Annotated in this window: 31 protein-coding genes and 1 pseudogene; 25 read left to right on the top strand and 7 right to left on the bottom strand. The window is 70.3% G+C overall.

From position 1 onward, the window contains the following. The first annotated feature begins 69 nt into the window (after positions 1-69). The 4 genes from AC07RM_RS04955 (at position 70) to AC07RM_RS04940 (ending at position 2,527) form a co-directional block, all read left to right on the top strand. Positions 70-1,215: an aromatic ring-hydroxylating oxygenase subunit alpha gene (locus tag AC07RM_RS04955; protein ID WP_495333516.1), complete on the top strand. Its 1,146-nt coding sequence runs from the start codon at positions 70-72 to the stop codon at positions 1,213-1,215. A 90-nt stretch (positions 1,216-1,305) separates the two neighbouring features. Further along, positions 1,306-1,620, top strand: coding sequence for an ArsR/SmtB family transcription factor (locus tag AC07RM_RS04950; RefSeq protein ID WP_495333514.1), 315 nt, complete (start codon positions 1,306-1,308; stop codon positions 1,618-1,620). A gap of 2 nt (positions 1,621-1,622) precedes the next feature. Next, positions 1,623-2,087 carry an SRPBCC family protein gene (locus tag AC07RM_RS04945; protein WP_203205444.1) on the top strand — a complete coding sequence of 155 codons (465 nt, stop codon included), beginning with the start codon at positions 1,623-1,625 and terminating at the stop codon, positions 2,085-2,087. A gap of 23 nt (positions 2,088-2,110) precedes the next feature. Next, the gene (locus tag AC07RM_RS04940; protein ID WP_495333512.1) at positions 2,111-2,527 is read left to right on the top strand and encodes a GFA family protein; all 417 of its coding nucleotides are present in this window, start codon (positions 2,111-2,113) and stop codon (positions 2,525-2,527) included. A 134-nt stretch (positions 2,528-2,661) separates the two neighbouring features. Here AC07RM_RS04940 and AC07RM_RS04935 read toward each other — a convergent pair. The 3 genes and pseudogenes from AC07RM_RS04935 to AC07RM_RS04925 all read right to left on the bottom strand — a co-directional run. Then, a pseudogene (locus AC07RM_RS04935) lies at positions 2,662-3,294 on the bottom strand (FABP family protein); the annotation flags it as partial. 58 nt (positions 3,295-3,352) lie between these two features. Continuing rightward, a complete protein-coding gene (locus AC07RM_RS04930) occupies positions 3,353-4,327 on the bottom strand; it encodes a Bug family tripartite tricarboxylate transporter substrate binding protein (protein ID WP_495333510.1) in 975 nt (324 codons plus the stop codon). A gap of 7 nt (positions 4,328-4,334) precedes the next feature. After that, positions 4,335-5,120 carry an IclR family transcriptional regulator gene (locus AC07RM_RS04925; RefSeq protein ID WP_057596327.1) on the bottom strand — a complete coding sequence of 262 codons (786 nt, stop codon included), beginning with the start codon at positions 5,118-5,120 and terminating at the stop codon, positions 4,335-4,337. 182 nt (positions 5,121-5,302) lie between these two features. Between AC07RM_RS04925 and AC07RM_RS04920 the strand changes: the two genes are divergently transcribed. The 8 genes from AC07RM_RS04920 to AC07RM_RS04885 are packed head-to-tail and all read left to right on the top strand — an operon-like array spanning position 5,303 to position 13,454. Further along, positions 5,303-5,983, top strand: a complete 681-nt coding sequence (locus tag AC07RM_RS04920) for a hypothetical protein (protein WP_495333508.1) — start codon at positions 5,303-5,305, stop codon at positions 5,981-5,983. 39 nt (positions 5,984-6,022) lie between these two features. After that, positions 6,023-6,862, top strand: a complete 840-nt coding sequence (locus tag AC07RM_RS04915) for an alpha/beta fold hydrolase (protein ID WP_495333506.1) — start codon at positions 6,023-6,025, stop codon at positions 6,860-6,862. Between the two features lie 24 nt (positions 6,863-6,886). Further along, positions 6,887-8,365: an indoleacetamide hydrolase gene (gene iaaH / locus AC07RM_RS04910; RefSeq protein WP_495333504.1), complete on the top strand. Its 1,479-nt coding sequence runs from the start codon at positions 6,887-6,889 to the stop codon at positions 8,363-8,365. An 8-nt stretch (positions 8,366-8,373) separates the two neighbouring features. After that, on the top strand, positions 8,374-9,780 hold the full coding sequence (locus AC07RM_RS04905) for an FAD-dependent oxidoreductase (RefSeq protein WP_495333502.1): 1,407 nt from the start codon (positions 8,374-8,376) through the stop codon (positions 9,778-9,780). Continuing rightward, entirely contained in the window at positions 9,780-10,622 is an 843-nt protein-coding gene (locus AC07RM_RS04900) for a sugar phosphate isomerase/epimerase family protein (protein WP_495333500.1), read from the top strand. The genes AC07RM_RS04905 and AC07RM_RS04900 overlap by 1 nt, the downstream gene beginning before the upstream one ends. Further along, positions 10,609-11,478: a shikimate dehydrogenase family protein gene (locus AC07RM_RS04895; protein WP_495333498.1), complete on the top strand. Its 870-nt coding sequence runs from the start codon at positions 10,609-10,611 to the stop codon at positions 11,476-11,478. The genes AC07RM_RS04900 and AC07RM_RS04895 overlap by 14 nt, the downstream gene beginning before the upstream one ends. Then, positions 11,475-12,413, top strand: coding sequence for an alpha/beta fold hydrolase (locus AC07RM_RS04890; protein ID WP_495333496.1), 939 nt, complete (start codon positions 11,475-11,477; stop codon positions 12,411-12,413). Before AC07RM_RS04895 ends, AC07RM_RS04890 begins: the two co-directional genes overlap by 4 nt. A 48-nt stretch (positions 12,414-12,461) precedes the next feature. Beyond that, entirely contained in the window at positions 12,462-13,454 is a 993-nt protein-coding gene (locus AC07RM_RS04885; RefSeq protein WP_495333494.1) for a tripartite tricarboxylate transporter substrate binding protein, read from the top strand. 9 nt (positions 13,455-13,463) lie between these two features. Here the strand turns inward: AC07RM_RS04885 and AC07RM_RS04880 are convergent, their stop codons facing one another. After that, entirely contained in the window at positions 13,464-13,859 is a 396-nt protein-coding gene (locus AC07RM_RS04880; protein ID WP_093343451.1) for a winged helix-turn-helix transcriptional regulator, read from the bottom strand. Positions 13,860-13,961: 102 nt separating this feature from the next. On the opposite strand from AC07RM_RS04880, the gene AC07RM_RS04875 reads away from it, so the two are divergent. Both AC07RM_RS04875 and AC07RM_RS04870 read left to right on the top strand, forming a co-directional pair. Further along, complete coding sequence (locus tag AC07RM_RS04875) at positions 13,962-14,279, top strand: DMT family transporter (RefSeq protein WP_495333491.1); 318 nt, start codon at positions 13,962-13,964, stop codon at positions 14,277-14,279. A 5-nt stretch (positions 14,280-14,284) separates the two neighbouring features. Continuing rightward, positions 14,285-14,917 (top strand): FMN-dependent NADH-azoreductase, encoded by a 633-nt coding sequence (locus tag AC07RM_RS04870; protein ID WP_495333489.1) that lies wholly within the window; start codon positions 14,285-14,287, stop codon positions 14,915-14,917. Here the strand turns inward: AC07RM_RS04870 and AC07RM_RS04865 are convergent. Then, complete coding sequence (locus AC07RM_RS04865; RefSeq protein WP_495333487.1) at positions 14,914-15,444, bottom strand: DUF2878 domain-containing protein; 531 nt, start codon at positions 15,442-15,444, stop codon at positions 14,914-14,916. The genes AC07RM_RS04870 and AC07RM_RS04865 overlap by 4 nt on opposite strands. 41 nt (positions 15,445-15,485) lie before the next feature. After that, on the bottom strand, positions 15,486-16,439 hold the full coding sequence (locus AC07RM_RS04860; protein WP_495333485.1) for a GlxA family transcriptional regulator: 954 nt from the start codon (positions 16,437-16,439) through the stop codon (positions 15,486-15,488). Positions 16,440-16,549: 110 nt separating this feature from the next. On the opposite strand from AC07RM_RS04860, the gene AC07RM_RS04855 reads away from it, so the two are divergent. The 7 genes from AC07RM_RS04855 to AC07RM_RS04825 all read left to right on the top strand — a co-directional run bounded on the left by AC07RM_RS04855 (position 16,550) and on the right by AC07RM_RS04825 (position 20,570). Then, positions 16,550-17,383 (top strand): SDR family NAD(P)-dependent oxidoreductase, encoded by an 834-nt coding sequence (locus AC07RM_RS04855; protein ID WP_495333483.1) that lies wholly within the window; start codon positions 16,550-16,552, stop codon positions 17,381-17,383. A 118-nt stretch (positions 17,384-17,501) separates the two neighbouring features. Then, the gene (locus AC07RM_RS04850; RefSeq protein ID WP_495333481.1) at positions 17,502-17,885 is read left to right on the top strand and encodes a DUF427 domain-containing protein; all 384 of its coding nucleotides are present in this window, start codon (positions 17,502-17,504) and stop codon (positions 17,883-17,885) included. A 227-nt stretch (positions 17,886-18,112) separates the two neighbouring features. Then, positions 18,113-18,433, top strand: coding sequence for a hypothetical protein (locus AC07RM_RS04845; protein WP_495333479.1), 321 nt, complete (start codon positions 18,113-18,115; stop codon positions 18,431-18,433). Next, the gene (locus AC07RM_RS04840) at positions 18,411-18,953 is read left to right on the top strand and encodes a hypothetical protein (protein WP_495333477.1); all 543 of its coding nucleotides are present in this window, start codon (positions 18,411-18,413) and stop codon (positions 18,951-18,953) included. Before AC07RM_RS04845 ends, AC07RM_RS04840 begins: the two co-directional genes overlap by 23 nt. Before the next feature lie 48 nt (positions 18,954-19,001). Next, positions 19,002-19,523: a DUF2199 domain-containing protein gene (locus tag AC07RM_RS04835; protein WP_495333475.1), complete on the top strand. Its 522-nt coding sequence runs from the start codon at positions 19,002-19,004 to the stop codon at positions 19,521-19,523. An 85-nt stretch (positions 19,524-19,608) separates the two neighbouring features. Further along, a complete protein-coding gene (locus AC07RM_RS04830; RefSeq protein ID WP_495333473.1) occupies positions 19,609-20,196 on the top strand; it encodes a hypothetical protein in 588 nt (195 codons plus the stop codon). Then, positions 20,193-20,570 (top strand): hypothetical protein, encoded by a 378-nt coding sequence (locus AC07RM_RS04825; protein ID WP_296775302.1) that lies wholly within the window; start codon positions 20,193-20,195, stop codon positions 20,568-20,570. Before AC07RM_RS04830 ends, AC07RM_RS04825 begins: the two co-directional genes overlap by 4 nt. Here the strand turns inward: AC07RM_RS04825 and AC07RM_RS04820 are convergent. Beyond that, a complete protein-coding gene (locus tag AC07RM_RS04820; protein WP_495333471.1) occupies positions 20,546-21,556 on the bottom strand; it encodes an AraC family transcriptional regulator in 1,011 nt (336 codons plus the stop codon). The two genes, AC07RM_RS04825 and AC07RM_RS04820, sit on opposite strands and share 25 nt — an antisense overlap. Positions 21,557-21,777: 221 nt before the next feature. Between AC07RM_RS04820 and AC07RM_RS04815 the strand changes: the two genes are divergently transcribed. The 4 genes from AC07RM_RS04815 to AC07RM_RS04800 are packed head-to-tail and all read left to right on the top strand — an operon-like array spanning position 21,778 to position 25,480. Further along, entirely contained in the window at positions 21,778-23,349 is a 1,572-nt protein-coding gene (locus AC07RM_RS04815) for a long-chain-fatty-acid--CoA ligase (RefSeq protein ID WP_495333469.1), read from the top strand. A gap of 44 nt (positions 23,350-23,393) precedes the next feature. Beyond that, entirely contained in the window at positions 23,394-24,578 is a 1,185-nt protein-coding gene (locus AC07RM_RS04810; protein WP_495333467.1) for a lipid-transfer protein, read from the top strand. Positions 24,579-24,607: 29 nt separating this feature from the next. Continuing rightward, on the top strand, positions 24,608-25,048 hold the full coding sequence (locus AC07RM_RS04805) for a MaoC family dehydratase N-terminal domain-containing protein (protein ID WP_495333465.1): 441 nt from the start codon (positions 24,608-24,610) through the stop codon (positions 25,046-25,048). 12 nt (positions 25,049-25,060) lie between these two features. Beyond that, positions 25,061-25,480, top strand: a complete 420-nt coding sequence (locus tag AC07RM_RS04800; protein ID WP_431512360.1) for a MaoC/PaaZ C-terminal domain-containing protein — start codon at positions 25,061-25,063, stop codon at positions 25,478-25,480. The last annotated feature ends 5 nt before the right edge of the window (positions 25,481-25,485 follow it).

The raw sequence follows: 25,485 nt of genomic DNA, 5'->3' as shown, positions 1-25,485 counted from the left end.
AGCTGAACCGCCCACCGCTGGCCACAATGAAGCCCCCACCCGTGGAGGCCGCATCGATGGCACAGGCGCATGCAGCATGACGAACAGAAGGCGCTGATCCGGCGCGCGCTGGCATTGATCGCCAGCGGCGGCACCGAGCGCGGCGAACCCTCGCTGAGCCCGGTGTCGCGCTACCTCGACCCCGAGCGCCATGCGCGCGAGGTCGAGCGCATCTTCCGCCGCCATCCGCTGGCGCTGTGCCCCTCGGCCGCGCTCGCACGGCCCGGCGACACGCTGGCCATCGACGCGGCCGGCATGCCGCTGTTGCTGGTGCGCACGCGCGAGGGCGAACTGCGCGGCTTCGTCAACGCCTGCCGCCATCGCGGCGCGCGGCTGCGGCCGGCCGGCGCGTCGAACCAGCGCGTGCTCGTGTGCCCGTACCACAGCTGGACCTACGGGCTCGACGGCAACCTGCGCGGACGGCCCGGCGAGGCCGATTTTCCGCATGCGCCGGCTGCCGACTGCCAGCTCGCGCGCGTACCCGTGGGCGAGGCGCTGGGTTTCGTCTGGGCGATTCCGCGCGTGGCCAATGGCGAGGACGATGCGCGCATCGACATGGAAGGCTGGCTCGGCCGCTTCGGCGCCGACCTGCGCCACTGGGGCTACGACCGCTGGGTGCCGTTCGACCAGCGCGAGTTCGCGAACGCCGCCAACTGGAAGGTCCCGTTCGAGGCCAACCTCGAGACCTACCACTTCCAGTACGCGCACCGCGACAGCATCGCGGGCCTGTTCCACGACAACCTGCTGATCGCCGACCACGAGGGCGCGCACCAGCGACTCTTCCTGCCCAAGCGCGGCATCGAGCGGCTGCGCGAACTGCCCGAGGACCAGTGGCAGCTCGGGCCGCATTCGAACGTCATCTACTACTTCTTCCCGGCCACCTTCATCCTGCACGAGGGCGACCATGCGAACGCCTTCACCGTGCTGCCCGAGGCCCCCGAGCGCTCGCGCGTGATCGCGACCATGCTGATCCCCGAGCCGCCCGCGAACGAGAAGGCGCAGCGGCACTGGCGCCGCAACCTCGACTCGTACTGGGGCGCGCTGGCCGAGGACTTCGCGCTCGGCGTGTCGGTACAGTCCACGCTCGCGAGCGGCGCGCAGTCCTCGCTGTACCTGGGCGCGACCGAGTGCTGCTCGGCGAAGTTCCACGCGGACGTGGAAGCGGCGATCTCCTGAAGCAACCCCTAGGCCATCGTCGCGGCACGGGTCGGCTTGACATGCAGGCATTTACCTGCATATCATCCGCTCACGCACGAACAACGACGAATGGACGCTGACACGGTTTTCAAGGCACTGGGCGACCCGACCCGCAGGAAGCTGCTCGATCTGCTGCACGACCACAACGGGCAGACGCTCGGCGAGCTCTGCGAGCACCTGGACATGGCGCGGCAATCGGTCACGCAGCACATCGGGCTGCTCGAGGCGGCCAACCTGGTGACCACGGTCTGGCGCGGCCGCGAGAAGCTGCACTTCATCAACCCGGTGCCGCTGCACGAGGTCTACGAGCGTTGGGTGCGCAAGTTCGAACGTCAGCGGCTCGCGCTGCTGCACGACCTCAAGAAGGAACTCGAAGGAGAGTGACGATGAAGCCAGAGAAGATCAGCTATGTCTACGTGACCTACATCCGCTCGACGCCCGAGAAGGTGTTCGAGGCCATCACCCGGCCCGAGATCGCGCGGCGCTACTGGGGCCACGAGAACGTCTCCGACTGGAAACCCGGCTCGCCGTGGCAGCACGTGCGCGCCAGCGACGAGCGCACCGTCGAGCTGGTGGGCCAGGTGGTCGAGATCGCGCCGCCGACGCGGCTGGTCATCACCTGGGCCGGCGCCTCGCAGGCGGCCGATCCCCAGGCCTACAGCCGCGTGGCCTTCGACATCGTGCCGTACGAGGACATGGTGCGGCTCACCGTCACGCACGACGAGCTCGAGGCCGGCAGCGGCATGGCCAAGGGCATCCAGCAGGGCTGGCCGATCGTGCTGTCGAGCCTCAAGTCGCTGCTCGAGACCGGCGAGGGCATCGACGTCTTCGCGAAGCCCAAGGCGGCCTGAGGCCGCGCACCCGGAGAAGCGCCATGACCCAGCCCTACACCGGCGGTTGCGCCTGCGGCGCGATCCGCTACAGCACGCCGCATGCGCCGATCTTCCAGAACCATTGCCAGTGCAGCGACTGCCGGCGGCGCAGCGGCACCGGGCATGGTTCGTACCTGACCTTTCCCGCGCGCGCCGACATGGCGATCACCGGCGAGGCCAGCGAATGGGAGATCGCCGCCGACAGCGGCCAGCAGAAAAGCCATGCCTTCTGCCCGGTCTGCGGCACGCCGCTGTTCGTGCGTTTCTCGGGCATGCCCGAGCTGATCGCGGTGCATGCGGGCAGCCTCGACGAGCCCGAACGCTTCGCGCCGCAGGTGCTCACGTACCGCGTGCGCGGGCTGGCGTGGGATGGGCTCGATCCCGCGCTGCAGGCCTTCGAGCGGATGCCGACGGCCTAGCCGAATCAGGCCAGCGCGTCGGGCACGCCCGGCACCGCGGGCTTCACGCTTTCGTCGGCAGGCGGAATCGGAATCATCGTGTCACCGGCTTCCGCGGCCGCCACGGCCGAAGCCACCGATCCCGCGGCCTCGGCCAGCGCGGCTTGCGCGGTCGGGTTCGGCGTCGGCTCGCCGATCTTGCGCAGCGTGTTGCGGTCGGTGTGCGCGAAAGGCTCGGGCTTGCCACGCACGTCGAGCAGCGTGGTCTGCTCGTACGACCAGCTGCCGTCGTCGTGGATCGTCACGTCGATGGTGTAGCGCAGGGTCTTGAACGCATGCTCGAGGAAGGGGTTGGCGACGATGCCGTTGGTGTCGCCGCCGCGCACGGCCTCGAGGCGGAAGCTGCGCGCATCGGGCGCGGCCTGGCCGGTGGCCATGGCCGTGAGACCGCGCGGGATCGACAGCGTCTGCACCAGTGCGCCGGTGGCGGGCTCCCAGAGCCAGTAGCCGACCTGGTCGTGGAAGGTCTCGACGTCGTCGGGCTTCACGATGCGCAGGTGGTAGCGCAGGCCGTAGAAGATCTGCGGGCCGTTGGTCTGCGCATCGATCGGCTGGAACTCGGCATGCTCGATGAAGGCCTCGGCCTCGGGGCCGTCCTCCTTCGGGCTCACGTCGTGGCCCATGGTGCCCATCCAGATGCCGGCCAGGCCGGTCAGCGGGCCGAGGTTGGCGAGCGTGTGCGGATCGGGCTCGGGTTCGGTGTAGATGTCCTGCGGAAAGTCGGCCATGGGGCACTCCTCTTGTTCGTTGTTCGTGATGCGATGGGAAACGGATCGGGGGCCGCCATCATTGGTCGAGCCGGATGCCGACCTTGGCGATGATCGCGCCCCACTTGCGGCCTTCGCTGTCGATGAAGGCCCTGAATTCCTCGGGCGAGCCGCCACCCACGGCCAGCCCCTGGTTGGCGAGCAGTTCGCGCACCGCGGGATCGCGCAGCACGGCGTTGACGTCGGCATTGACGCGGCGCACCACCTCGCCCGGCGTGCCGGCGGGCGCGAACAGGCCGTTCCAGGCCAGCGACTCGAAGCCCGGGTAGCCCGACTCGGCGACCGTCGGCAGCTCCTTCATGAGCTCGAAACGCTGCGCGCTGGTGATCGCGATCAGCTTCACGCGCTGGCCCTGGATCAGCGGCAGCAGCGCGGGCGCCACGGTGAACAGGGCCTGCGTGTCGCCCGAGGCCAGCGAGAGCCCGGCCGGCGGCGAGCCCGCGTAGGGCACGTGCACCGCCTCGATGTGCGTGACGCTGCGCAGCAGCTCCATCGTGAGGTGCGAGGAACTGCCCGCGCCCACCGAGGCATAGCTGAAGCGGTCGCGCTGCCCCTTCACCCAGGCGATGAACTCGGGCAGCGTATTCGCCGGGTTGCTCGCCTGCACCGCGAGCACGTTGGGCTGCGAGGTGGTCAGCACGATCGGCAGCAGGTCGCGCGCCGGCGCGTACGGCATGCGCGCGTACATGTAGGGGCCGAAGGCGATCGGGCCGTTGAAGCCGATGCCCAGCACGTGGCCGTCGGGCGGCGCCTTCGCCACCGCGTCCATGCCGATGAGCCCGCCGGCGCCGGCCTTGGTCTCGACCACCACCGGCTGCTTCCACGCGGTGCGCAGGCGGTCGGCCAGGGTGCGCGCGATCAGGTCGAGCGAGCTGCCCGCGGGCGCGGGCACGACGATGCGCACGGGCTTCACGGGCCAGTCCTGCGCCTGCGCGACCAGCGACAGGGTGCAGGCGCACAGCAGCGCGGCGAGGCGGTGGAGCAAGCGGGCCATGGCGGTCTCAACGCGCGGGCGACGCCGCGTGGAAGCGCTCGCGCGCCTGCCCCAGCAGCTCGACGCAGCGCGCGTCGAACTCCGGCGTGTAGCGCACGTCGGGCACCACGATGTTGAAGGCCGCGGGCGCGGCCGGGTCGCCCGAATCGATGGCGATGGCGATGCCCACCACGCCCGGGGTGTGCTCGCCGCGCGAATAGGCGATGCCGCTTTCGCCGACCTCCTCGAGCTGGCGCTTGAGCACCGCGAGCGTGGTGGCGGTGGCGGGCGTCTGGGCCTGCAGCCGCACGTTCTTGAGGTAGGCCTGGCGCCGCGCCGCGGGCATGGCCGCGAGGATCGCCTTGCCGGCCGAGGTCGAGTAGAGCGGGAAGCTGTCGCCCACCGCCATGCGGTAGGACAGCGGCGCGCGCGACTCGGCCACGCAGGCGCGCTCGACCTCGTCGCCGCGCAGCACCGAGAACGAGGTGGCCTCGCCCGCGGTGCGCGCGAGCCAGTCGACGATGGGCCGGGCCTGCGCCATCAGCCGTTCGCGCAGGCCGCTGCCGCGCACCAGCTCGAACACGGCCGGGCCCAGCGCATAGGTGCTCTGCGCGCCATCGAAGCCGAGGAACTCGCGCGCCACCAGGTTGCGCAGCAGGTGCGTGAGGCTGCTCTTGGGGATGCCGAGCGCGATGCCGATCTCGTGATGGGTCAGCGCCCCGCCCTGGCGCGCGAGGAGCTGGAGGATGTCGAGCACCCTGTCCGCCGACTTCACGGCGGCCGATTCGGGGGGCTTGCTGTCTGCTGCGTCCATGGGTGCCTGTGCTGTGAGGTGCGCCGATTCTAGGAAGCGCGCGGCCGAAGCCCCGCCGATCGGCGCGCCGGGTGTTTGACAGCCGCGGTTTGCGTGTTTATATTCTGGAACAGTTCATATACATGAACAAACATCGATTTCAGGCCACCTCGCGTTCAAGCATCGAAACACCTCGCCGTCTTATGCAGCGCCTCTATTTCCACGAAATCCTCGACCCCGTGCGCCAGCCCGGCGCCCACACCCGCTACCTCGAGACCCTGGGCCGCCTGGTGCGCACCGAGGGCAATGCGCGCGGCTCGGCCAGCAACGGCTGCATGGCGGCCTGGGTGCCGGTGTTCCTCACGGGGCGCTGGCCCGAGATCGTGACCTTCTGGGAGATGCAGGGCGGCTGGGAGGGCTTCGGGCGCCACTTCGACGCCACGCCCGACCTGTTCCACGAACCGCTCGAGCGCTTCTACGGCGAGCGCACGGGCGGCTTCGACCGCGTGCTGGTGGCGGCCGACTACAGCATCGACCGCGCGCGGCTGCTGGCCGAGGGCGTGCGCGCGCCGGTGGTGCTGCAGCAGACCATCGGCCTCGAGGCCGGCGGCGCGAGCGACTACCTCGCGCGGCTCGGCGAGGCCGCCGCGCGCATCGAGGGCCCGGGCGCGCCGCGACTGTTCGGCGCCTACGAGACCGCGCTGCGCAACGGCAGCGAGGCGCTGGTGCTGTGGGCCTTCGACGACTTCGCCGCCCTCGCCGCCTTGCAGGCGCGGCCCGATGCGGTGCCCGGCTGGGCCGACTGGGCGCGCACCGCGCGGCAGCACGAACGCACGCACACCGGCCTGGTGCTGCGGCCGGCCGACTGGTCGCCGCTGCGCTGAATCCCTTTTTTCATGACCTTCGAACCTGGAGACAACCCAATGGAACGCAGACGATTCCTCGAAAGCAGCGGCGCGCTCGGCGCCGCGGCGGCGGCCACGGTCGCCTCGGCGGCCGCGACCGCCCTGCCCGGCTGCAGCAGCGCCGCGCCGGCACCGCGCCTCTCGGGCAAGACCTTCGTGCTGGTGCACGGTGCCTGGCATGGCGTCTGGTCGTGGGAGCGGCTGACCCCGCTGCTGCGCGCCCGGGGCCACGAGGTGCGCGTGCTCACGCTGGCGGGCGTCGGCGAACGCTTCGGCGAGATCTCGACCGCGATCGACCTCGAGACCCACATCGCCGACGTGACCGGCTTCATCCGCAGCCAGGACCTGCGCCAGGTGGTGCTGGTGGGCCACAGCTACGGCGGCTACCCGATCACGGGCGCGCTCGACCGGCTCGCGGCCGAGCGCCGCATCGACACGGTGGTGTACCTCGATGCCTTCGCGCCGCACGACGGCGAACGCATGCTCGACTACCTCGACGCCACCGGCAAGGCCGAGCTGCAGGCCGCGTACCGCGCGGGCAATCCGCGCTGGCCCAAGCTGCCGGCCAAGGCCTTCGGCCTCGGCAATCCGGCCGACATCGCCTGGGTCGACGCGCGCCTGACCGACCACCCGAACGGCACCTACCTGCAGCCGATCTCGCTGCGCGCCGCGCCCGGCGCGGCCGCGCGCAAGCGGCTCTACATCGCGGCCTCGGCGCCCGCCATGCCGGTGTTCGACGCGCACAAGGCGCGGGTGCGCAACGACCCGGCCTGGACCTTCGTCGAGGTGCAGGGCGGCCACGACGCGATGGTCGACCACGCCGACACGATCGCGCGGCTGCTCGATGCGCATGCCTGATTCATCCCACCTCCTCCTGCTCCCATGAAGCTCATCCTCCAACCCGCCGCCGCGATCGCCTGCCTGGCGCTGGCCGGCGCCGCGCACGCGCAGCCCGCGCCCATGCCCACGCTGCTCGAGGCCGCCACCGCGATCCGCGAGCACACCACCACCAGTTGCGAACTGGTCGAGCGCTCGCTGCGCGCGGCCGACCTGCACCAGGACCTGCACGCCTTCATCACCATCGACCGCATCGGCGCGCGCCGCGCCTGCGCCGAGGCCGACCGCGCCGTGGCGCAGGGCCGCAAGCTCGGTCGGCTGCACGGCGTGCCGGTCGCGATCAAGGACAACATCCTCGTCAAGGGCCTGCCCTTCACCGGCGGCACGCGCGCGCTGCAGGGCTATGTGGCGACGCAGGACGCACCGGCCGTGGCGCGGCTGCGCGCCGAGGGCGCGATCGTGATCGGCAAGCTCAACCTGCACGAGCTGGCCTTCGGCGCCACCGGCAACAACTTCGCCTATGGCGCGGTGGGCAATGCCTACGACCCGAGCCGCTTCGCCGGCGGCTCCAGCGGCGGCTCGGGCGCGGCCGTGGGCGCGCGCATCGTGCCGGCCGCGCTCGGCACCGACACCGGCGGCTCGGTGCGCATCCCGGCCGCGCTCAACGGCATCGTGGGGCTGCGGCCGACCGCGGGGCGCTATTCGGGCGACGGCGTGCTGCCGGTCTCGACCGCGCGCGACACCATCGGCCCGCTGGCGCGCAGCGTGGCCGACCTGGCGCTGCTCGACGAGATCCTTTCGGGCAGCCGCGGCGACGTGCAACCGAAGCCACCCGCCGGTCTGCGCCTGGGCGTGGCGCGCGCGGCCTTCTACGACAACGCCGACGAGGCCACGCGCCGCGCCTTCGATGCCGCGCTCGACAAGCTCAAGGGCGCGGGCGCGCAGATCGTCGAGATCGAGATCCCGCAGCTGCGCGAGGTCGCGGCCAAGGTCGCGCCGGTCACCGACTACGAGGCGCGCGTGGGCATCGCCGCCTTTCTCGCGAAGTACAAGACCGGCGTGAGCCTCGACCGGCTGGTGGCCGACATCGCGAGCCCCGACGTGGCGGCGGGCTTTCGCAACCGCATCGTGTCGGCCAGCGCGCCGACGCGCGAGGCCTACGAGACCGCGCTCAAGGTCGAGCGACCGAAGCTGCAGGCGCTGCTGCGCGGTGCGTTCGAGAGCAACCGGCTCGACGCCCTGCTCTACCCCGTGACGCTGGCGCCGGCGCTGCCGATCCGCGGCACCGAGATGAGCGTGACGATCAACGGCCGCACCACCAGCACCCTGGCCGCCTACATCGCCAACACCGGCCCCACCAGCACCGCCGTGCTGCCGGGCGTGACGGTGCCGATCGCGCTGTCCGACGAGGGCCTCCCGATCGGCCTGGCCATCGACGGCCTGTGGAACAGCGACCGGGCCTTGCTCGCGATCGCGATGGGCATGGAAACGATCTTCCCGGCGCTGCCGGCTCCCAAGCAATGAAAGAAGGCATGAAGGACAGACAAGACATCCCCGGCGAGAACCGCTTCGACGTGATCGTGATCGGCGGCGGCAGCGCGGGCGTGGCGGCCGCGATCTCGGCCGCGCGCGGCGGCGCGCGCACCCTGCTGGTCGAATCGGCGCCGATGATCGGCGGCGAGCTGATCAGCGGCATCTCGATGCTCGGCTGCCTCTCGACGCGCGGCGACTGGATCGTGGGCGGCGTGGTCACCGAGCTGCTCGACCGGCTCAAGCCGCTGGGCGGCTACATCGGCCCGGTGTTCGACTACCGCGCGCTGCACCTGGTGTGCTTCGACACCGAGCTCATGAAGATCGCCGTGATGCAGGCCGTGGCCGAGGCCGGCGTGCACCTGCGCGTGCAGGCCTTCTTCTGCGGCATCGAAACCGATGGCGACGGCACGCGCGTGCGGCTGATGCACAAAGGCGGCGAGGCCTGGTACGCGGCGCGCGTGGTGATCGACTGCTCGGGCGACGGCGACGTGGCCGTGGCCGCGGGCGCACCGAGCGAGAAAGGCGCGCCCGGCACCGGCGCGCTGCAGCCGCCGAGCCTGGTCTACCGCGTGTGCGGCGTCGAGACCGAGCCGCTGCTGCGCTTCGTGCGCGACAACCCGGCGCACTTCGGCCTCGGCGACTACCCGGGCCTGGGCATGGATGCGCGCCAGTGCGCCGAGGCGCTGTACGCCCAGGGCCAGCCCAAGGTACTGCTGCGCGGCACGCAGGGCCTGCTCAAGCAGGCGATCGATGCCGGCGAGATGTACCCGACCTCGGTGCTCGCGATCGTGCCGACCTCGACCGCGCGCAAGGAGGTCAGCATCAACTCGACCCAGCTCGCGGGCGTGGACGGCACGCGCGCGGCCTCGCTGAGCGAGGCGCTGCCGCAGCTGATGGCGCAGGTGTCGCAGGGCCTGGCCTTCCTGCGCCGGCGCGTGCCGGGCTTCGAGCAGGCGGCGCTGGCGGCGGTGGCGCCGAAGATCGGCGTGCGCGAGACGCGGCGCATCCTCGGCGAGCACGTGCTCGACGAGGCCGACATCATGCAGGGCCGCAAGCGCGCCGACGGCATCGCCAAGGGTGGCCACGAGCTCGACATCCTCGCGGTCGACGGCCACCGGCACGAGACCATCGCCGAGGGCGGCTCCTACGACATCCCCTACGAATGCCTGGTGCCGCGCGGCCAGCGCCGGCTGCTGGTGGCGGGGCGCTGCATCTCGAGCACGCGCGAGGCGCAGAGCTCGGTGCGCGTGATGGGCACCTGCATGGCAATGGGCCAGGCCGCCGGCACCGCGGCGGCGCTGTGCGCGCTCGACGACGGCTGGAGCGGCGACGTGCGCGACGTGGACCGCGCGCGACTGCGCCGCACGCTGATCGCCGACGGCGCCGTGCTCGAGGGGACGCTGTAGTGGGCCGCACGCTGTCGCTCGCGCACCTGAGCCTGATCGACGCCACGCCGCCCGAGCTGGTGCGCGCGGCCGGCGAGGCGGGCTTCCGCTCGGTCGGCCTGCGCCTGCACCCGGCCCGGCCGGGCGAGGCGCCGCACCCGATGCACGCGGGCTCGCCGATGCTGGCCGAGACGCGCGCGCTGATGAGCGCGCTGGACGTGGCGGTGCACGACGTCGAGGTGGTGCGGCTGTCGGCCGGCTTCGAGGCGCGGCGCTTCGAGCCGATGCTGGCGGTGGCGGCGTCGCTGGGCGCGCGCTGGCTGGTGGTGAACGGCGACGACGACGATCCCGCGCGGGCCGCCGCACACCTCGCGGCACTCGGCGAGATCGCGGGTGCGCATGGCCTCTCGCTCGGGCTCGAGTTCATGGTCTACACGGCCGTGCCCACGCTCGATGCCGCGCTGCGGCTGGTGCGCGAGACCGGGCGATCGAACGTGCATGTGCTGGTCGACACCCTGCACTTCTTTCGCAGCGGCGCGGCGGCCGATCGCATCGCGCGCACGCCGGGAATCACCCACGGCTGGGCGCAGTTCAGCGATGCGCCCGCGCGGCGCCATCCGGCCCTGTCGCCCGGCGAGGAGGCACGCGCGCACCGCCTGCTGCCGGGCGAAGGCGCGCTGCCGATGGCGGATGTGCTCGATGCGGTGGCGGCCGACGCGGTGCTGTCGATCGAGGCACCCTCGGCCGTGCGCCGCCATCACCTCGGCATGGCAAGGCGCGCCGAACTGGCGTACACCACGGCCAGGCGCTGGCTCGATGCCGTCGCACGACCGCAGCAGGAACACGCACATGCCCTCCACTGACACGAACGTCTCTCTTCAATCCGCGCTGCGGCTCGACGGCCGCACCGCGGTGCTCGGCATCCTCGGCGACCCGGTCGCGCAGGTGAAGGCGCCCGCGCCGCTCACGGCCCGGCTGCAGCAGGCGGGCCTCAATGCCGTGCTGGTGCCGATGCATGTGCGCGCCGACGACGTGGCCGCCCTGCTGCCCGCGCTGCTCACGCTGCACAACCTCGCGGGCTTCATCGTCACCGTGCCCCACAAGCAGCGCGTGGCGGACCTGCTCGGCGACGGCCTGTTGCCCGGTGCCGAGCGTGCCAACGCCGCCAACGTGGTGCGCCGCACCGCGCGGGGCGGCTGGCAGGGCGAACTGCTCGATGGCAGCGGTTTCGTGGCGGGCCTGCGCGCCGCGGGCTTCGATCCGCAAGGGCGCGCGGCCTGCATCTCGGGCGCGGGCGGCGCGGCCTCGGCCATTGCCTTCGCGCTCGCCGATGCCGGGGCCCGCTCGGTGCGTGTGTGCGACATCGACACGGCGAAGGCCGAGGCACTCGCGCGGCAATTGCAACGGAATGGCGTCGAGGCCGGCACCTGGAACGGCCGCGAGCCCGGCGAGGCCGAACTGCTGGTGAACGCCACGCCGGTCGGCATGCGCGCGGACGACCCGCTGCCCGTGCCCGCCAGCGCGCTGCGCGCCGGCCTCTGGGTGGCCGAGGTCATCATGGCGCCGGCCGTCACGCCGCTGCTGCAGGTGGCGCGCGAGCGCGGCTGCATCGCGCACGAAGGCCGCCACATGATGGAGCGGCAGCTCGGGTTGATGGCCGACTTCTTCGAACCCGCGATCCTCGCGATCGCGCCCGAGCGGCTCGAGGTGGCGGCATGACGCGCGCCTTCATCGACGGCTTCGAGGCGCGCCTCGTCGACGTGGGCGAGGCGCGGATCTTCGCGGAGATCGGCGGCTCGGGCCCGCCCCTGCTGCTGCTCCACGGCTACCCGCAGACGCATGCGGCCTGGCACCGCGTGGCGCCGGTGCTCGCGCGCCACTACACGGTGGTGGCGGCCGACCTGCGCGGCTATGGCGACAGCCTCGGGCCGCCCGGCGATCCGCTGCACTCGGCCCACAGCAAGCGCGCGGTGGCGGCCGACCAGGCGGCGCTGATGCGCGCGCTGGGCTTCGAGCGCTTCGCGGCGATCGGCCACGACCGCGGCGCGCGCGTGGCGCACCGGCTGTGCCTCGACCATCCGGAACGCGTCGCGGCCTTCGGCTCGATCACCGTGATTCCCACCGTCGAGATGTGGGCGCGCGCGAACAAGGACTTCGGCCTCAAGAGCTGGCACTGGTTCATGCTGGCCCAGCCCTTCGACCTGCCCGAGCGCCTGCTCGCGGCCGACCCGGCCTACTTCCTCGACTGGACGCTGCGCAACATGGTGCGGCGCTTCGACGCGGTGACGCCCGAGGCGCATGCCGAGTACCTGCGCGCCTTCTCGCGCGAGAGCGTGCGCCACGCGATGATCGAGGACTACCGCGCCGCCGCGTCGATCGACCTCGAACACGACGAACACGGCCGAGCCGCCGGCGAGCGCGTGCGCTGCCCGGTGCATGTGCTGTGGGAGCGCGGGCGCTTCCCGGCCGAACGCACGCCGGTCCACATCTGGCGCGACGCGGCGGCCGAAGGCACGCACGTGGGCGGCGGCGAGATCGACTGCGGCCACCTGATGATGGAAGAAGCACCCGAGGCGGTGCTCGCCGAGCTGCTGCCCTTCCTGCGCGCGCACTGGCCTTCGCCGGGCACCGCGCATCCGAGCCACATCCCCTGAACACGAACCCGAGGGCGCATCCGCACGCCCTCTTGCTGGAGACATGCCATGACTTTCCGCCACCGCCCTTCCTCGCCGCGCCGCGCGCTGCTGCTCGCCGCCGGCCTCGCGCTGGCCGCGCCCCTGCACGCCATCGCGCAGGGTGCCTATCCCTCGAAGCCGATCCACCTGGTGGTGGGCTTCCCGCCCGGCGGGCCGGCCGACCTCGCGGCGCGCATCGTCGGCGAGAAGCTCGCGCAGGACCTGCGCCAGCCGGTGCTGGTCGAGAACCGGCCCGGCGCCTCGCAGAACATCGCGGCCGACTACGTGGCCAAGAGCACGGCCGACGGCTACACGCTGCTGATGGGCAGCACCGCGGTGGTGGTGAACCACTTCCTCTACAAGGACATGCGCTTCGACGTGTTCAACGACCTGGTGCCCGTGGGCACGGCCGCGCGCACCCCGCTGATGGTGGTGGCCAATCCGCGCTTCGCCGCGAAGAACATGAAGGAGCTGGTGACCGCCGCCAAGGCCGCGCCCGGCAAGATCAACTACGGCTCGGGCGTACGCGCGAGCACCACGCACCTGGCGGTGGAAGCCTTCAAGGCGCAGGCCGGCATCGAGGTCTCGAACATCCCCTACCAGGGCGCGGGCCCGATGCTCACCGACCTGATGGGCGGCCAGGTCAGCTTCGCCTTCGACACCATGGTGACCTCGATGCCGCTCGTGAAGGCCGGCCGATTGCATGCGCTGGCGGTCACCAGCGCCACGCGCTCGCCGATCGCGCCCGAGCTGCCGACCGTGGCCGAGTCGGGCTATCCGGGCTTCGAGGCCATCGGCTGGTTCGGCATCCTCGCGCCCAAGGGCACGCCGCAGCCTGTCGTGCACCGGCTCAACGCCTCGCTGCAGAAGGTACTGGCCGCGCCCGACGTGGCGCAGCGCCTGGCCGGCGCGGGCGGCGACGTGATGCCGGGCACGCCCGAGGACTTCGCGCGGCTGATGCGCAGCGAATCGGAGAAATGGGGCAGTGTCATCAAGCGCGTGGGCATCACGCTCGACTGAACAGCGACTTCAGAGCGCTGCGATCGCGGCCTGCCGCGCGCGATCGATCTCCGCATGGTGGGCCTCGGCCCAGCGGTCGACCGCGATCAGCGTGCGGCTCAGCGACAGCCCGAGCGGGCTCAGCCGGTACTCGACGTGCGGCGGCACGGTCTGGTGGTCCTCGCGCAGCACCAGGCCATTGATCTCGAGATCGCGCAGGGTCTGCGTGAGCATCTTCTGCGAGATGCCGCCGACCCGGCGCAGCAGTTCGTTGTTGCGCAGCGGCTCGTCGCGCAGCAGCGGAATGATCAGCAGCGCCCACTTGTTGGCAACGAGCTCGAGCACGCGGCGCGAGGGGCAGCCGGCGCTCCAGACGTCGGCGGGCGCGGGCTCTGCCACGGCGGCGGGTTTCTTCGATGCGGGCATGGCGATTCCCATGGTTACCAGAAGGTGCGTACTTGTGGCTTGGTGCCTGGGCCGGAATTATCCGTTTCCACATCAACCCTGCACACAACGGAGGAACGGATCATGGGATGGTTGTTACTGCTGGCGGCCGGCCTGGTCGAGATCGCGATGGCCGCGGCGCTCAAGCGCTCGGAGGACTGGACCCGGCTCTGGCCCTCGGTCATCGGCGTGGCGAGCGCGCTGCTGAGCATCTTCCTGCTCGCCAGGTCGCTGCGCTATCTGCCGTTGGGCCCGGCCTATGCGGTGTGGACCGGCATCGGCTCGGTCGGCGTGGTGCTGATGGGCGTGCTCGCCTTCGGCGAGGCGCTGTCGGGCCCGCGCCTGGCCTGCATCGCGCTGGTGGTGGCGGGCACCGTCGGCCTGCGCACGCTGGAGGGCTGAGCGGCATGGCTTCGACGATCCTCCACATCCAGGCCTCGCCCTCGGGCACGCGCTCGCGCTCGATCGACACGGCGCAACATTTCCTGCAGCGGCTGCGCGAGCGCGACCCCACGGCCGAGATCCGCACCCTCGACGTCTGGGCGCTCGACCTGCCGCCCTTCGACGCCACCATGATCGACGCCAAGTTCGCGGTGCTGCGCGCGCAAACCGCCACCGACGAGCAGCGTCGGCACTGGCAGCGCGCCGTGCGCCTCGCGCAGGAGTTCAACGCGGCCGACAAGTACGTGTTCAGCCTGCCGATGTGGAACTTCGGCCTGCCCTACCGGCTGAAGCACTACATCGACGTCGTGACCCTGCCGGGCGAGAACTGGCGCTGGTCGGCGCAGGAGGGCTACACGGGCCTGCTGCATGGCAAGCGCGCGGCGCTGGTCTATTCGAGCGCGAGCGACTACCCGGTGGGCCTGCCTTCGCATGCGCGCGATTTCCAGAAGCCGTACATGCGCACCTGGCTCGAATTCCTCGGCATCGTCGACGTGGTGGAGCTGGCCGTGGCGCCGACGCTGGCGCCACCCGAGGCGGTGGCCGCGAACCTCGCGCGTGTCAGGGCACGGGCCGACGCACTCGCGCGCGACTTCTAGCGCGGCGGCTCGCCCACGCCGTCGAAGCGCTGCGCGAGCCACACCAGCAGCGGCATCGCCACGGCCCAGACGACGGCCAGCACCGCGAGCGCCGGCCCCCGGTCGACGAACTGGGCTGCGCCCAGCTTCACGCCCGCGACGAACGACGCCGGCCCGCACACCGCGCCCAGCACCGCCGCGAGCAGGTAGCGCCGCCGCAGCCAGCGCAAGGTGACGTTGAGCGCGATCGCGAACAGGCCCCACAGCGCGACCATCCAGTACGGCGCGAGCTGCGCGACCGGCTGGCCCGAGGGATAGCGCACCAGCCCGCCGAGCGCATGGCCGGTTTCGATCACCAGACCCAGCGCGCAGGCGATCGCCACCAGCCGGGCCTCCTGCGCGGGCCGGGCCGATACCCACAGGTGCCAGGCTATCGCCGCCGCGACGCAGGCCGTGCCCCACAGCGGATGGCCATGCGCCGCGCCGAGCACGGCCGCGAACCAGGCGAGCTGGAACACGACGAAGTTGGCGATCCGAACGGCAGTCATGGCAACAGGTACGCGCGCCGCGGCGATCCGGATGCCGCGATCTACATCGCGGGTGCGTGCGTGCGCGCCGCCGCGCGGCGCAGGCTCTGCGGCGGCTGGCCGAAGGCGCGGTGGAAGGCGCGCCGCATGCGCTCGGGATCGGAGAAGCCGGTCTGGGCCGCGATGCGATCGACCGACTGGCCGCCCTCCTCGATCAGGATGCGCGCGGTCTCCACGCGCAGCTTCTCGATCGCGCGCGCCGGCGACTGGCCGGTTTCGGCCAGGAAGGCGCGGCTGAACTGGCGCGGGCTCAGGTGCGCCACCTCGGCGAGCTGGTCGACCGAGAGGTTCTTGTGCAGGTTCTTCTTCGCATAGTCGAGCGCCTGCTGGATGCGGTCGGTGCGCGGTTCGAGCTCGAGCAGCGCCGAGAACTGCGACTGCCCGCCCGCGCGCCGGTGGTAGATCACCAGCTTGCGCGCCACCGCGCGCGACAGCTCGAGGCCCAGGTCGCCCTCGACCAGCGCGAGCGCGAGGTCGATGCAGGCGGTCATGCCGGCCGAGGTCCAGACCGGGCCGTCCTGGATGAAGATGCCGTCCTCCTCCACCCGGATGGCCGGGAAGCCGCGCTGCAGCTCGCGCGCGAAATGCCAGTGCGTGGTGGCGCGGCGACCGTCGAGCAGGCCGGCCTCGGCCAGCACGAAGGCGCCGGTGCAGATGCTGCCCAGGCGCCGCGTGCGCGGCAGCGCGCGGCGCAGGAAATCGAGCAGGCCGCCCGAGCTTGGCGGCACCGTGGTCGAGCCCGCGACCAGCAGGGTGTCGAAGCGGCGCCGGTCGAAGGCGCGCGAATCGACCGTGACGCCGGCCGTGCTGGCCACCGGGCCGCCGTGCTCCGACAGCACCTCGAGCTCGTAGACCGTGCGCCCCGCCTCGGCGTTCGCGAGCTCGAAGACCGAGAGCGCCACCAGGTCGAGGATCTGGAAACCGGGAAAGACGACGAGGCCGATGCGCTGGGTCATGATGTCTTTAAAGGAGGGAAACATGTCATTTGAGACATCAGTGTCCGGCCCAAACTCCTGGCTGTCAAACCACCTTTCCTCATCCCCTTCGACATCCAAGGACCTTTCCCATGAGCTCGCAAGACATCGCCATCTCCGCCCCCGGCAAGGGCACCGCGCTGATCACCGGCGCTTCCACCGGCATCGGCGCCGTCTACGCCGAGCGCCTCGCGCGCCGCGGCTACGACCTCGTGCTGGTCGCGCGCAACAAGGAGCGCCTCGAGGCGCTGGCCGAACGGCTGGTGCGGGAGACCGGCCGCCGCGTCGAGGTGCTCGCGGCCGACCTCACGGCCACCACCGACCTGCGCCGGGTCGAGGAGCGGCTGCGTACCGACGAACGCATCACCCTGCTGCTCAACAACGCCGGCCTCGGCGCCACCGCGACCCTGCTCGATTCCGACGCCGACCAGATCGACACCATGATCCAGCTCAACGTGGTCGCGCTCACGCGCCTCACGCGCGCCGTGGCGCCGGGCTTCGTCGCACGCGGCGGCGGCGCGCTGATCAACATCGCCTCGATCGTCGCGCTCTCGCCCGAGCTGCTCAACGGCAGCTACAGCGGCAGCAAGGCCTACGTGGTCAACCTGAGCCAGTCGCTGCACCACGAGCTCGGCGCCAAGGGCGTGAAGGTGCAGGCCGTGCTGCCGGGCGCCACGCGCACCGACTTCTGGGGCATCGCGGGCGTGCCGGTCGAGCACCTGCCGCAGGAGATCGTGATGTCGGCCGAGGACCTGGTCGACAGCGCGCTGGCCGGCTTCGACGCGGGCGAGCTGATCACCATTCCCTCGCTGCCCGACGTGGAAGACTGGCAGCGCTTCGACGCCGCGCGCCAGGCGCTGGGCCCGAACCTGTCGCGCAGCGTGCCGGCTGCGCGCTACGCGAACGCGGCGGCCACAGCAGCCTGAGCGGCGCGCGCTCGCGGCCCGCGCCTTGACCTTGGCGCGGGCAGGTGGATTCGCGCGGGCGGCGCGGCCCGCGCCCGGCCAGCGGCAAGATGGCCGGCCATCCTCAGGAGCCCGCCCCATGAACAGCCCTCGAAGCATCAAGATCCCCGGCCCCGACCATCCGATCACCGTCGCGCCCAACCCCGCGCGCGTGGTCGTGACGCTAGCCGGCCACACCATCGCAGACACCCGCGCCGCCCTCACCCTGCGCGAGGCCTCGTACCCAGCCGTGCAGTACATCCCGCGCGCCGACGTCGACATGTCGCTGCTCGAGCGCAGCACGCACACCACCTACTGCCCGTACAAGGGCGAGTGCAACTACTTCAGCATCCCGGCCGGCGGCGAGCGCTCGGTCAATGCGGTGTGGACCTACGAGTCGCCGTATGACGCGGTGGCGGGGATCAAGGACCATGTGGCGTTTTATGCGGATCGGGTGGATGGAGTCGAGGAGCGCGCTGGCTGAGCTGTTCGCCTGATCCGCAACGTCCCCCTTGTGCAGAACCCCGGCGATGAGCCAGCATCGGGGCCACGAACAAGGGAGGACGTGCCATGTGCACCAGAGAGGCGGCGGTTGTTCCATCCACCGGGTCATGGGCGAATCTTCTCGCCGCGTTCCCGTCTCTTGAACCGGAACGTCAGCCCTCGCTCAGAGCATCCTCGACCCTGCGCCGGTCCGCCAAGTGGATCGCCATGAAACTGCTGTCGCGGTGGCTCGCAAGCAATGCCATCGCCGCCCCGCGTTGCGCCGACTTCTTGCCCAAGGAAGGTACATGCGGCCGGTACAACGTATCGCTGGTGGACCTGATCGCCAACTCGGAGCAGTTCGACGGAAAACGCGTTGTCGTCGCGGGTTTTCTCAGCCTTGAGTTCGAAGGCCCCGCCCTGCATTCCGATGGTCGCCCAAACCTTGCGGGAAGCGCGCAAGGATACTTGCGTTGTCTCCGTCTCCATCGGATAGCCATTGCTTCAACGATTCAGGCGAGGACTCATGCCCCCCACCATCGACCGTGAACATTACGCTGCATTGGAAGCCCGGTTCTTTCTGCTGTATGCAGACCCCTCCCATTCGATCGACCAGTGGAAAGACGAGGTCGATCGCTACGGCCTGCTGGAGGCCTGCAGTGCCGGTCGTTCCTACTATCTCGATGCCGAAACCCTGGCCGAGGGCGCGGCCGACATTGCGCTGAAGGACCTCGAGCGCGTGCTCGCCATGAATGGGGTGGCGATCGGCAATCCGACAGTGGAATACGATCCTCTCAAAGATGAAACCATCCTGAGGGTCGACGGAAAATGCTGGCCCTTGTGCGCGCATCCTTTCTCCTCCCTGGACAGCTGGGCCGACTTCTCACGGGGATTCTTTTCCATGGTGAACGGCCTGCTGGCGTCTGTCGGATCGCAGGAGCGGCTCTATGCCTTCAGACCCTATGCCAACGATCAGATGGGCATCTTCCTCACACCGCCGCTGTTCGAGGCACTCGCGGACATTGGCTTGGCCGCCCGTTTGGAACGCATCGACGTGCCGAGCTTCTGAACGGCAAGCAGACATCGATACAGCACCCGAGCAAAGGATTCACAACCGATGACCGCCATCTTCACCTTCAAGTGCAGCCGTTGTGGCGACATCCACGAAGGTTCGCCCAGCTTTGCTTTCAGAGCGCCCGACCACTATGCCTGCCTCTCGGACGAGCAGAAGGCCTCCTTGGGGAAACTCAGCGATGATTTCTGCACCATCACGCACGACGAGGGTACCGACTACTTTGTCCGAGCCATCCTCGAAATCCCCATTCACGGGGTCGAGGAGCCATTCCTCTGGGGAGTCTGGGTTTCGCTGAGCAAGAAGAGCTTCGATCGCTATGACGAGACCTTCGACGATCCGGTCGAGGGAGAAGGATTCTTCGGTTGGGTCTGCAATGACATCGACGTCTATCCGTATCCGTCGACGCGGCCCGCCGATGTCCGGGTTCAACTCGGCAACCAACGCCCCAAGGTGATCCTGCACAAGAGAGACTCGGAGGATGACCCCTTGGTCATCGACCAGACCCGAGGCATCTCGGTGGCACGTGCGCAAGAGCTGGCCGAGCAGGTACTGCACAGGACTTGAAGAGAGCGGCGTGCGGAAGAGACGTGACGGACCGTTTCGTTCACCGGCTCTTTCCAGAGGGGCCACAGACTCACTTCAGCGCTTCATGCCCGTACTGCACATCACGAAGAACGACATCCACCTCTGCAGCGTCGGCTCGGACGACGTGTGGATGTTCTCCGCCTCCGTCCACGCAGACATCTGGGGGCCGGCTTGCTCCGAACTCACGGTCACGGGCGGCGGAAAACGACGCTCCGACGGCTCCTTCGACTTCCTGATCTGGGAGATGGCGCATGCGTTGCGCAAGGGTGACCGCATCGTCTTCTCGTTCGAGGAAGGTTCGGCTTCATCGCCCAGGCAGCCCGCCATCGATGACGAGACGTCGTCCGAGGACATGCCGACCGATCTCGTCGCTTCCGGGGAGGACATCACCTGGCTGGCGGCGCGACCGAAGTCGAACCAGGATTGCAGGTGGCGATGCGTCGTATCCGGCGAACCGGAAATCCTCGTGCTTCCGGACGACCACCGCCAGAACGTGGACCTCCACTTGCTCTGGAACGAAATGCGCGCCCACCGGGTTCGGGTCGGCCTGTCCAGATCGTCGCTGGACGAGGTCATGAGCCGAAGCGGGGGCGAGGACGTCGTTCTCGAGTACATCGAGGGAGCTGCTCGCATCGAGCTCGGCATCGAATGAACCCCGCCCTCCGCCACGCCCTCCAGGTCTTCCTCCGCGCGATCCTGGCCCTGTGCGTGGCCGCCGCGCTGCCCTTGGCGCATGTCGAATGGGGAGAGCCCTATCCAGGCGAAGGCCAAAAGTCCTTCGGGATGGTGCTGATGTTTTTCCTGGTCGGCATGGGCGTTGCGCTCGTCTACTTCATCGTCGGTACGGTGGCGCAAGTGCTCCTGCAGCGAAGACCGCCCAAGGTCTCGCTGGGCATCGATCTAGGGCTTGCCTTGCTGCTGGGTTTGCTGCTCGCCTACGGCGGCGTCACGGCCCACTATCTCGATGAATCACCTACCCGGCCCGAAGCCGACACCACGGCTCACGCGCCCCCACCCCGCCGATAGACCCCCGGCGCGCTCCCGGTCCAGACCTTGAAGGCCCGCTGAAATGCCGAGCTGTTGGCGAAGCCAAGCTCGTCGGCCAGCTCGGCCAGCGGAACGGCGCTGGTGCTGAGCCGGACGATGGCGGTGTCGCGGCGCAGCTCGTCCTTCAGGGCCTGGAACGAAGTCCCCTCCAGCGCGAGCCGCCGCTGCAAGGTGGAGACCGTGACATGCAGCGCGTTCGCCGTGGCCACGAGGTCGGACCATGCGGGCTGCATGAACTGAAGATGGGCCCGCACGCGCGCACTGACCGCGTCGCTGCCCCGGCGCGGCACGAGCATGTGGAGCTGCGCATCGGCGAGAAAGCTGCGCAGCGCGGCCTCGTCGCGGCGCACGGCGTCGTTCAGGCGCCTGGCATCGAACCAGAAGGCCGAGCGCTCGCTGTCGAACTGCTGCAGCGCGGGGAAGATCTTTCCGTAGCCGCCGGCATGCGCGGGCGGACCGAACGCGAAGTCGAAGCGCACGACCGGCAGCTGGCCGCCCACCACCCAGGCCATCAGGCGCCAGGTGGTGCGCAGCAGCACCTCCTGCAGGAACACGGTCTGCAAGGCGGCGGGACCGTTGAAGCGCATCACCACGCCGGCCAGGTCGTCCCTGCACACGGCCTCGAGCACCACATCGTCCTGCAGCAAGTGAAAGGTTCGCGTGGCGCGGCGGATGGCGACCTCCAGGGTCGGGGCGCCCAGCGTCGAGCGCGCGATCAGCGCGAAGCTGCCGCGCTTGAGGGGGCGACTCAGCAAGCCGATGAAGTCGTCGTCCAGGCCTTCGGTGAGCGCACGGAACAGCTTCGCGTACTGCTGCGCCGTGACGCGCGCATCGGCCTGCGCGAGCAGTTCGGGGGCGATGCCGGCCGCGGCGAGGAAGGGCTCGCAGGGCCGGCCGCTGGCGCGGACGCCCGACAGCATGCCGTGCACGAAGCTGATGGAAACCGTCTGGGGAGGATGAAGCATCGAAGGCAAGGCGCTGGAACGGAACGGCATCGACTGTGCACCGGCAGGCACCGCCGAGGCAAGCGCCGCAACCCGCACAAGGGCGCGAGGGCGACATCGGATTGAGGTCTTCTGACATCCGAACAACGCAAAGCGGCATCGTGCAAACGGCGATCGATTCCTAGCATTGGCGGCATGGGCATGAGCCCGCGAACCAAGACCAAATAGAAGGAGACGATGCCATGTACGTGACCCAGGCACTGCACCGCGCGGTGCAGCAGCACCCCGACAAGGTGGCGGTACGCTTCGCCGGCCGCACGCGCACTTTCGGCGCCTATGTCGAGCGCGTCGCCCGCCTCGCCGGTGCGCTGCAGCAACTCGGCATGCGGCCGGGCGACCGCGTGGCCATGCTGGCGCTCAACTCCGACCGCTACCTCGAATACCAGATGGCCGTGCCCTGGGGCGGCGGCGTGCTCAATCCCTGCAACATCCGCTGGTCGGCCGCGGAGATCCTCTACTCGCTCGAGGACTCGGGCTCGACCCTGCTGCTGGTCGACGAGACCTTCCGCCCGATGGTCGAGAAGGTGCGCGCCGAGTCCGGGAGCCTGCGCGAAGTGATCTATTGCGGCAGCGGCGTGGAAGACGGCGAGGTGCCGCGCGGCATGCATGGCTACGAGGCGCTGCTGGCGGCGGCCTCGCCCGTCGCCGACGCGGTCCGGCGCGACGAGGACCTGGCCGGCATCTTCTACACCGGCGGCACCACGGGCTTTCCCAAGGGCGTGATGCTGAGCCATGCCAACCTGTGCAGCTCGGCGATGGCGATGCAGGCCGAAGGGCTGGCGGCATCGGGCGGCAACTACCTGCATGCGGCGCCGATGTTCCACCTCGGCGACATGGGCCTCGCGATGCCGCACTGGCCCGCGGGCAACACGCACACGATCATCCCGATGTTCAGCCCGCAGGGCGTGCTCGATGCGATCGAGCGCGACCGCGTGACCAACACGCTGCTGGTGCCGACCATGATCCAGATGCTGGTCGACCACCCGTGCATGAAGGAGCCGCGCGACCTCTCCAGCCTCAAGTGCATCTTCTACGGCGCCTCGCCGATGCAGGAGGCCGTGCTCGAACGCGCGATGGCCGCGCTGCCCCACGCGGCCTTCGTGCAGGGCTACGGCATGACGGAGCTGGCGCCGCTGGCCACCATCAATCCGCCGAGCTCCTACACGGCCGAGGGCCACGCGCTGGGCCGTCATCGCTCCGCGGGGCGCGCGAGCGTGTGCATGGAAGTGCGCATCCTCGACCCCGAGGGCATCGAGGTGCCGCGCGGCACGGTGGGCGAAGTGGCGGTGCGCGGTCCCAACGTGATGCAGGGCTACTGGGGCAAGCCCGAGCAGACGGCCGCGGCGGTGCGCGAGGGCTGGATGCACACCGGCGACGGCGCCTGGATGGACGACGGCGGCTACATCTACGTGGTCGACCGCATCAAGGACATGATCATCAGCGGCGGCGAGAACGTCTACTCGGCCGAGGTCGAGAACGCCATCGCCCAGCACCCGGCCGTGGCGGCCTGCGCGGTCATCGGCATCCCCAGCGACGAGTGGGGCGAGAGCGTGCACGCGGCGCTGATCCTCAAGCCGGGGCGCGACGTCACCGGCGACGAGGTCATCGCCCACTGCAAGGCGCTGATCGCGGGCTACAAGTGCCCGCGCAGCGTGGCCTTCGTCGATGCCCTGCCGATGTCGGGCGCCGGCAAGGTGCTCAAGACCCAGTTGCGCGAGCCGTTCTGGCAAGGTCGCCAGCGCAACGTCGCCTGAGCCTTTTCACCCCTCCCCTTCCTCTCCACTTTCAGGAAATCTCCATGCATCACGATGTGTTCGTCAGCGGGGTCGGCATGATCCCCTTCACCAAGCCCGGTGCCAGCGAGTCCTACCAGGCGATGGCGGCCGAGGCCACGCGCCGCGCGCTGGCCGATGCCGGCATCGGCTACGAGCAGGTGCAGCAGGCCTACGTGGGCTATGTCTATGCCGACTCGACCGCGGGCCAGAGCGCGCTCTACGCGGTCGGCATGACCGGCATCCCCGTGGTCAACGTCAACAACAACTGCTCGACCGGTTCCACCGCGCTGTTCCTGGCGCGCCAGGCCGTGGCCAGCGGCGCCGCCGATTGCGTGCTGGCCCTGGGCTTCGAGCAGATGACGCCGGGCGCGCTGGGCGCGGTGTTCAAGGACCGCCCCAGCCCCTTCGAGCGCTTCGACCGGGCCACCGACGAGCTGGTCGAGGAAGCCGGCATTCCGCTCGCGCTGCGCTACTTCGGCGGCGCGGGGCTGGCCCACATGCAGCAGTACGGCACCAAGCTCTCGACCTTCGCGAAGATCCGCGCCAAGGCCAGTCGCCATGCGGCCAACAACCCGGTCGCGCTGTTCCGCAACGTGGTGAGCGAGGACGAGGTGCTCGCCACGCCCGTGATGTGGCCCGGCGTGATGACGCGGCTGATGGCCTGCCCGCCGACCTGCGGCGCGGCCGCCGCCATCGTCTGCTCGGCCGAGTTCGCGCAGCGCCACGGCCTGGACCGCAGCGTGCGCATCAAGGCCCAGGCCATGACCACCGACCGCCCGGTGAGCTTCGAGGCGCGCGACATGCGCGAGGTGGTCGGCTTCAGCATGGCGCGCGAGGCGGCGCAGAAGGTCTACGAGGCGGCGGGCGTCGGTCCGCAGGACATCGACGTGGTCGAGCTGCACGACTGCTTCGCGCACAACGAACTGATCAGCTACGAGGCGCTGGGCCTGTGCCCGGTGGGCGGGGCCGAGAAGTTCGTGGTCGATGGCGACAACACCTATGGCGGCCAGGTCGTGACCAATCCCTCGGGCGGGCTGCTGTCCAAGGGCCATCCGCTGGGCGCCACCGGGCTCGCGCAATGCACCGAGCTGGTCGAGCAGCTGCGCGGCACGGCCGACAAGCGCCAGGTCGAGGGCGCGCGGCTCGCGCTGCAGCACAACCTGGGCCTGGGCGGCGCCTGCGTGGTCACGCTCTACGAACGCGTCTGAACTTCATCAACGACAAAGGAGACCTTCCCATGATCGACAAGAAATGGATCGGCCACGAGCTGCCGGCCTCGGTGCTGCCGATCGAGCGCAGCCGGCTGCAGTTCTTCGCCAAGGCGATCGGCGAGACCGACCCGATCTACACCGATGCCGCCGCCGCGCGCGATGCCGGCTATCCCGACCTGCCGGCACCGCCCACCTTCCTGTTCGCGGCCGAGCTCGACTCGGGTGCGTCCGACCGGCTGCTGGCCGACCTGCAGATCCCGCTGGCCAAGCTGCTGCATGGCGACCAGAGCTTCAGCTACCACCGCCCTGCCTGCGTGGGCGACACCGTGACGGTGCGCTCCACCATCGGCGACATCTACGACAAGAAGAACGGCGCGCTCGAGTTCGTGGTGAAGACCTCGCGCGCCACCAACCAGCGCAACGAACTGGTGGCCGAACTGCGCACCGTCATCGTCTGCCGCAACTGAAGGAACACGCCCATGACCTCCCCCACCTTCGACACCGTGCAGGTCGGCGACGCGCTGCCCGCCGTGCAGCTGCCGGCCGTGAACCGCACCACGCTCGCGCTGTTCGCGGGCGCCTCGGGCGACCACAACCCGATCCACATCGACACCGACATGGCGCGCCGCTCGGGCATGCCCGACGTGTTCGCGCAGGGCATGCTGGGCATGGCCTGGCTGGGCCGCGTGCTCACGCAGTGGGCGCCGCAGAGCCGGCTGCGCCACTTCGAGGCGCGCTTCCAGGGCATCACGCACCTGGGCAACGCCATGCGCTGCAGCGGCCGCATCGCCGAGAAGACCGAGCGCAACGGCGAACGCGGCGTGCGCATCGAGCTGCAGAGCACCAACCAGTTCGGCCAGACCAGGATCGTCGGCGAAGCCTTCGTCGCCCTGCCCTGACACCC

It is taken from the genome of Variovorax sp. GW821-FHT09B05, from assembly GCF_059418265.1.
The sequence above is the reverse complement of the archived record's forward strand: the minus strand, read 5'-3'. Positions and strand labels throughout refer to the sequence as shown.